Raw genomic sequence first — 6,381 nt, 5'->3', positions numbered from 1 at the left:
AGCAGCGCGTGCAGGCGCGGCCGGTCCGGCGCCGCGCCCGGGGCCAGTCCCACCCAGGCGTCCTTGCCGGCGCCCTTGGCGGCGTAGAGGCAGCGGTCGGCCAGGCCCACGCTCTGTTCCCAGTCGCCCAGCGCCGGCCACGCGGCGACGAACGGCCACGGGGCGAAGCCGATGGAGCAGGTCAGGGTCAGTTCGCGCTCGGCCAGCGCGAAGCGCTGCGTCGCCACCGCCGCGCGCAGGCGTTCGGCCAGGTCGCTGGCGACGTCTTCGCGCGGCAGGCGGGTGACCAGCAGGAACTCCTCGCCGCCCCAGCGCACCAGCAGGTCGCGTTCGCCGCACAGTCCGCGCAGGCGATCGGCGCAGTGCACCAGCGCGGCGTCGCCGGCCTGGTGGCCGTAGTCGTCGTTGATGCGCTTGAAGTTGTCCACGTCGATCATGAAGAAGTACAGCGCATCGGCGCTGCTGCCTTCGTCCAGCGCCGCCAGCAGGGCCGGGCATTCGCGCGCCAGCCAGTCCTGCAGCTCGCGGCGGTTGGCGACCTGGGTCAGCGGATCCAGGCGTGTGGCCGCCTGCAGGCGCGCATTGCTCTGCAGCAACTGCTGGTTGGCGCGTTCGAGCTGGCGGGTGCGCTCGGCCACGGTCAGGTTGAGCAGTTCCACCATGTCGCGCTCGCGGTTGACCGTGTGCCGCACCCGCTGCAGCGCCAGGCCGAGCAGCGCCAGGCCCAGCACGACGTAGCCGGCGTAGGCCAGCGGATGCCGCCACGGCGGCGGCAGCACCTCGATCTGCAGCCGCCGCGCGCCACCGAATTGGCCGTCGCGCCCGGCCGCTTCCACCACCAGCGTGTAGCGGTCCGGTGGCAGGTGGCTGACCGAGAAGTCGCTGTGCGCGGTCTGCGGGTATACCCAGCCCTTCTGCAGCCCGTCGACGCGGTAGCGCAGGCGCGCGGTGCCCGGGGCGGCGAAGTCGATCGCGGTCATGCCGATGGTGAACACGTTGTCGCGGTGGTCCAGGGCGATGCGCTGCGCGTAGACCACGTCGCTCTCGGTCTGGTTCTCGCCGCCGTCGCGGTCCTCGCCGGCATTGAGGATGCGCAGGTCGGTGAGTACCGCGCGCGCCTGCGGGCTGCGCAGCGGCAGGCGCGTGGGATCGATCACGTCCACGCCCTGGGTGCCGCCGAAATACAGCAGGCCGTGCGCGTCGCGGTAGCCGCGGCCGCTGTTGTACTCCTGGTTCTGCAGGCCGTCGCGGCGGCCCAGGCTCTGCACGATGCGCGTGCGCGGATCCAGCACGCTCAGGCCGTTGTTGGTGCTGAGCCATAGCCGCCCCTGCGGATCCGGCAGGATCGTGTAGATGACGTTGCTGCTGAGCCCCTCGCGGTCGCTGTAGCGCAGCGCCACGTCGCGCTTGAGGTCGATGCGGTACAGCCCGCCGGAGAAGGTGCCCACCCACAGCACGCCGTCGTGCTCGTACAGCGACCACACCGACGGGTACAGGGTACTGCCGCGCGGGCGGTAGGGCTCGGCGGGACGGCCGCTGCGCATGCGCCACACGCCGCAGTCGTTGCAGCCGATCCACAGCGTGTCTTCGCTGTCGCGGTAGACCCGGGTCAGGGTGTGCCCGTTCAGGGGTGCCCAGCGCGGATCGTTGCGCACGCGCCCATCGACCACGCGGGTCAGGCCGCGGCGGGTGGCCACCCATAGCGTGTCGCCTTCCAGCAGCAGATCGTTGACGTGCTCGTCGGCCAGCCCACCCAGGCGCCGCACTGTGCCGTTGCGGTCCAGGCGCCACAGCCCCTGGCGCGTGCCCAGCCACCAGCCGTCGCGGTCGGCGGCGATGCTGCGGATCGCCTGGCTGGCCAGCCCGGGCACCAGCTGCCAGGCGGCACGGCTGCTGTCGCGCAGCAGCAGGCCCTGGTCGGTGCCGATCAGCATGCGCTCGCCGTCGCGCCAGATGCTGCGCACGCTGCTGCTGGGCCACGCATGGGTGTCGCTGACGCGCTCCTCGTCGTTGCGGATCACCGCCGACAACGGACGCACCCGGTACAGCCCGCCGGTGTAGGTGCCGATCCACCAGGTGCCGTCGGGTGCCTGGTAGAAACGGATGATGGCGCTGTTGGGCGGCATGTCGAAGCTCAGCCGCTGCGGCGCATGCTGCGCGCTGTCCAGTTGCGTCACCGTGGCATTGGTGGTGCCGACCAGCACGCGGCCGTCGCGCAGCCGGATCAGCGCGCTGAGGTCGCTGCCGCCGGTGGCCAACTGCGCTGGCGTCCAGTGCGCCAGCACCGCGCCCTGCGCATCGAGCTGGAACAGGCCGCCGCTCGCCGAGGCCAGCCACAGCCCTTCCGGGCCGGACTGCAGGCCCACGCATTCGTCGATGCCGCGCGGTGCCGGCAGTTCCTCGCGCGCGTCGCGGCCCAGCCGCCACAACCGGCATTGCCGGTCCAGTGCCACCGGTTGCTTGCCGTCCGGCATCCAGGTCAGGCCCACCACCGGCGCATCGCCGCCCAGCGGGCGCGCCCGCTGCAGGTCGGCCTCGACCCGGTCCATGCCGCGTTCGGTGCCCAGCCATGCGCCGCCCTGCGGATCGATCAGGATCTGGGTGACGCGGTTGTGCGACAGGCCCTGCTTCGCGTCGAGACGGTGGTGTTGCCAGGTGGCCAGCTCGATCACTTCCAGGCCGGCGTCGTTGGTGCCCAGCCACAGGCGGGTGCCGCGCGGCTCGAAGCCGATGCTGTCGATGCTGCTGCTGAGCAGGCTCTGTCGGCTGTCGCTGCCGAGTTCGCGCCGGTAGGCGCGGAACAGATGCCCGTCGAAGCGGTTCAGGCCTTCCTGCGTGCCGACCCACAGGAAGCCCTGGTCGTCGCTCTGCAGGGCGTTGATCGACAGCTGCGACAGGCCCTCGTCCAGGCCGAAGTGCTCCAGGCTGCTGGGCAGCTCGTCGTCGCTTGCGGTGACGGCCGCGGACACGTCCGGCGCGAGCGCCAGGCACACGATGAGGCAGGACGCGGCCAGCGGCAGGCGGCCCAGCAGATTGGAGAACGAGACGGTCACGCCGTGTTATCGGCCATGGTGGGGCCGGCCTTGAATGCGCGGCCGAGGACGCCTTGCTGCGCGCTGCGGAGCGCCAATGCGCGGCGTGGCGGTGTTGTGCGCGGCGTCCTGCACGAGTTTCTCCGCAGGCACCCGGCACGCCGGTCTCGGGCAACCCGCCGCCGCCCGATCGGGTCTCGCGCACTCGGCATCCAGCGGCCACGCACGTACACTGCGGGTCCTGCGCGTTGTCCGCGCCCACCCGACGCCGCGTTGCAGCGTCATGCCAGCCGCCTTCACGCCCATGGATGCCCCGACGATCCTGGTCGCCGACGACCACCCGCTGTTCCGCGCCGCCGTGCTGCACGCGCTGCGCGAGGCCTTGCCGCGTGCCCTGGTGGTGGAGGCGGCCAGCGCTGGCACCCTGGATGCCGCGCTGGCCGCGCAGGCCGATGCCGATCTGATCCTGCTGGACCTGGCCATGCCCGGCGCGCGCGGCTTCTCGGCCCTGCTGCACGTGCGCGGCGAGCGCCCGGACGTGCCGGTGGTGGTGATTTCCTCCAACGACCATCCGCGGGTGATCCGCCGCGCGCAGCAGTTCGGCGCGGCCGGCTTCATTCCCAAGTCCTCGCCGGCCGAGACCATCGGCATTGCGGTGGCGGCGGTGCTCGACGGCGGCACCTGGTTCCCACCGCTGACCGCGGCGCGGTCGGAGGCCGACGCGCAGCTGGCGGCGCGCCTGGCGCAACTGACCCCGCAGCAGTTCCGGGTGCTGTTGTGCCTGGCCGACGGCCTGCTCAACAAGCAGATCGCCTACGAACTGGGCCTGGCCGAGAACACCGTCAAGGTCCACGTGACCGCGATCCTGAAGAAGCTCGAATGCCACAGCCGCACCCAGGCCGCGGTGCTGGTGAAGGCGCTGGAGCCGGAAGGCGAGGCCTGAACCGGGCGCCGGCGGGGGGCGTTTTCTGCGGCGCCCGGATACGCGATGCTATGCGCCGATGCCCGCGCCCCCCGCGGGCGGAGACCACCGGACCATGCCCACCACGACCCTCCGCAACGAGCAGACCGCCCACTATCCGTTCCTTCAGGAGATGCTGGACGACGACTACTTCCCCCCGTCGCTGGTCGGCAAGGGACAGAAGATCCTGCTGCGGTTGTGCGAGGCGATCGAGGCGCAGGCACCGGCAGACCTGCCGGCGCTGTACCGGCTCACCCATGCCGCCACCGAAGAGTTCAACAAGCTGGCGTTGGAGTTCGAGGCCCACGACAGCGAGATCGAGACCGCCGCAAGCGAGAACATCGGCGTGGATTTCCTGCACATCGCCAAGGCCTATGGTTTCGAAGACGCCGACGTCGAAGAGCTGATCGCCCCGCGCGAGTGGTAGACATCGCGCGGCGCCCCGTACCCTCACCCCAACCCCCCTCCCGGGGGGAGAGGGGCTAACGCGCGGCGCCGCCGGCTTTTTCCTTCTCCACCGGGAGAAGGTGCCCCGCAGGGGCGGATGAGGGTACGGCAGCTAGAGATCCAAACTCCCCGAACCCAAAACCAAACCAAACCCAAGCAAAAGCCTCACCCACGCCGCAGCAACATCTGCGTCATCAGTGCGCGCAGGGCTGGCGCGCGGACCGGTTTGGCCAGGAAGCCCCAGCCGCGGTCCTGTGCCAAGGTGCGCAGCGCCGGATCGGCTTCGGCGGTGACCAGGATCACCCGCGGCTCGGCCTGCCAGCGTGCGCACAGCTGCGCGAACAGGGTCGGGCCGTGGCAGTCGCCCATGCGCACGTCCAGCAATACCAGTTCCGGCGCCTGTGCCGGCTGCGCTGCGGCCAGCGCCTGGTCCGGGCCGGCGGCCAGTTCCACCTGGCAGGCCCAGCGCGTCAGCAGGGTCCGGCTGGCCTCGCAGACGCGCGGGTCGTCGTCGATGCACCAGACCCGGCAGCCATGCAGGATCGGGTCGTCGCCGTTGTCGCTGGCCATCGCCGCCGGCACCTGGCGTTGCGCCGCAGCGGCATCGCCCAGCGGCACGGTCACCGAGAACACGCTGCCGCGGCCCAACTGCGAGCGCAGGCCGATACGGTGGCCGAGCAGGCGGCCGATGCGCTCCACGATCGCCAGGCCGAGGCCGGCGCCGCGGTCGTTGGCGACGCCGTCGCCAAGCCGGCGGAATTCTTCGAAGATCTCCTGCTGCAGGGCGTCGGGAATACCCGGTCCCTGGTCGTGCACTTCGATGCGCAACTGCGCACCGTCGCGCCGGCAACCCAGCAGCACCCGTCCGCGCGGGGTGTAGCGCACCGCGTTGGAGAGGAAGTTCTGCAGGATGCGCCGCAGCAGGGTCGCGTCGCTGCGCACGGTGGCGCGGGTCGGTACGTAGTCCAGGCGCAGCCCACGGCCTTCGGCGACGATGCCGAACTCGCGTGCCAGGGTCTGCAGCAGCGGGTCCAGCGCCAGGTCCTGCACCTGCGTCTTCAATGTGCCCGCTTCCAGTCGCGAGATGTCCAGCAGGCTGTTGAGGATCGCGTCCTGCGCCGCCAGCGCGTTGTCGACATGGTCGGCGATCTGCCGCGCATCGGCCTCGTGCAACTTGCCGCGCAGCGCCGAGACGAACATGCGCGCGGCGTTGAGCGGCTGCAGCAGGTCGTGCACCGCCGAGGCCACGAAGCGGGTCTTGTAGCGATTGGCGTTCTCGGCCTCGCGCTTGGCCTCGGCCAGGTCGTGGGTGCGCTCGGCGACGCGATGCTCCAGCGCGTCGGCCAGCGAGCGCAGTTCGCGCGCGGCGTTCTTGTAGCTGGTGATGTCGGCGTAGCTGGTCACGAAGCCGCCGTCGGGCAGCGGATTGCCGCGGATCTCCAGCACCGTGCCGTCGTCCTTCTCGCTCTCGCGCATGTGCGGACGGCCGCTGCGCAGGTGGTCCAGGCGGCGCTGGATCGCCGCTTCCACCGGGCCGGGGCCGAGCAGGCCGCGGCGTGCGTTGTAGCGGAACACATCCTCGATCGGGCGCCCGACCCGGATCAGTTCCGGCGGGAAGCGGAAGATCTCCAGATAGCGCGAATTCCACGCCACCAGGCGCAGTTGCGCATCGATGATCACCACGCCCTGCGGCAGGTGCTCCAGGCTGCGGCTGAGGCCGGTGTCGGCCTGCTGCGCGGCCTGCACGATACCGTCCTGGGCGGTGCGCAGCTCCTGCGCATGCTGCTGCAGCAACGCCTCCAGTTCGCGCCGGCTGCGCTGGCGCAGCCGTGCCAGGCGCTGGCGCTGCTGGAACAGCAGGCCCAGGAACGACAGCGCCAGCCAGATCCCGGCCGCGGCCAGCGCGGCGGCGCGGCCGGCCGCGCGGCTGCCGCCGACGTC

General features: G+C 71.4%; 4 protein-coding genes. 2 read left to right on the top strand and 2 right to left on the bottom strand.

Annotation, left to right across the window (positions count from 1 at the left end):
* Positions 1-3,053 (bottom strand): ligand-binding sensor domain-containing diguanylate cyclase (locus D588_RS0113030; RefSeq protein ID WP_017916290.1); only part of this gene is annotated, 3,053 nt, incomplete at its 3' end.
* Positions 3,054-3,336: 283 nt separating this feature from the next.
* Here D588_RS0113030 and D588_RS0113025 point away from each other — a divergent pair.
* Entirely contained in the window at positions 3,337-3,975 is a 639-nt protein-coding gene (locus tag D588_RS0113025; protein ID WP_017916289.1) for a response regulator transcription factor, read from the top strand.
* A 94-nt stretch (positions 3,976-4,069) separates the two neighbouring features.
* Positions 4,070-4,420 (top strand): DUF5713 family protein, encoded by a 351-nt coding sequence (locus D588_RS0113020; RefSeq protein ID WP_010344517.1) that lies wholly within the window; start codon positions 4,070-4,072, stop codon positions 4,418-4,420.
* 185 nt (positions 4,421-4,605) lie between these two features.
* Here the strand turns inward: D588_RS0113020 and D588_RS0113015 are convergent.
* Positions 4,606-6,381 (bottom strand): PAS-domain containing protein (locus D588_RS0113015; protein WP_017916288.1); only part of this gene is annotated, 1,776 nt, incomplete at its 5' end.

It is taken from the genome of Xanthomonas sp. SHU 308, from assembly GCF_000364645.1.
Lineage (GTDB): Bacteria > Pseudomonadota > Gammaproteobacteria > Xanthomonadales > Xanthomonadaceae > Xanthomonas_A > Xanthomonas_A sontii.
This window is presented reverse-complemented; position numbering and strand designations above follow the sequence as displayed.